General features: G+C 52.6%; 4 tRNA genes. All 4 read right to left on the minus strand.

Annotation, left to right across the window (positions count from 1 at the left end):
- Positions 1–55: 55 nt before the first annotated feature.
- The 4 genes from WG8_RS22310 to WG8_RS22325 all read right to left on the minus strand — a co-directional run bounded on the left by WG8_RS22310 (position 56) and on the right by WG8_RS22325 (position 398).
- Positions 56–129 (minus strand) — tRNA-Pro (locus tag WG8_RS22310).
- A 21-nt stretch (positions 130–150) separates the two neighbouring features.
- Positions 151–227 (minus strand) — tRNA-Arg (locus tag WG8_RS22315).
- Positions 228–232: 5 nt separating this feature from the next.
- Positions 233–307 (minus strand) — tRNA-Gly (locus WG8_RS22320).
- 10 nt (positions 308–317) lie between these two features.
- A tRNA-Leu gene (locus WG8_RS22325) sits at positions 318–398 on the minus strand.
- Positions 399–407 lie beyond the last annotated feature (9 nt).

The raw sequence follows: 407 nt of genomic DNA on the forward strand, positions 1-407 counted from the left end.
GCTATCAGCTTGGAAGGCTGAAGTTCTACCATTGAACTACACCCGCAAAACAGTATCGGGATGACACGATTTGAACATGCGACCCCCTGGTCCCAAACCAGGTGCTCTACCAAGCTGAGCTACATCCCGATATTATAGATTTTGTAAATATGGCGCGCCCTGAGAGATTCGAACTCCCGGCCTTTTGATTCGTAGTCAAACGCTCTATCCAGCTGAGCTAAGGGCGCAAATATGGAGCGGACGACGGGAATCGAACCCGCGACCCTCGCCTTGGCAAGGCGATGCTCTACCGCTGAGCCACGTCCGCAAAAACAATATGCGCGTGAAGGGACTCGAACCCCCACGTCAAAGACGCTAGATCCTAAGTCTAGTGCGTCTGCCAATTCCGCCACACGCGCATATAATGT

It is taken from the genome of Paenibacillus sp. Aloe-11 (assembly GCF_000245715.1).
In the GTDB taxonomy this organism is placed as follows: domain Bacteria; phylum Bacillota; class Bacilli; order Paenibacillales; family Paenibacillaceae; genus Paenibacillus; species Paenibacillus kribbensis.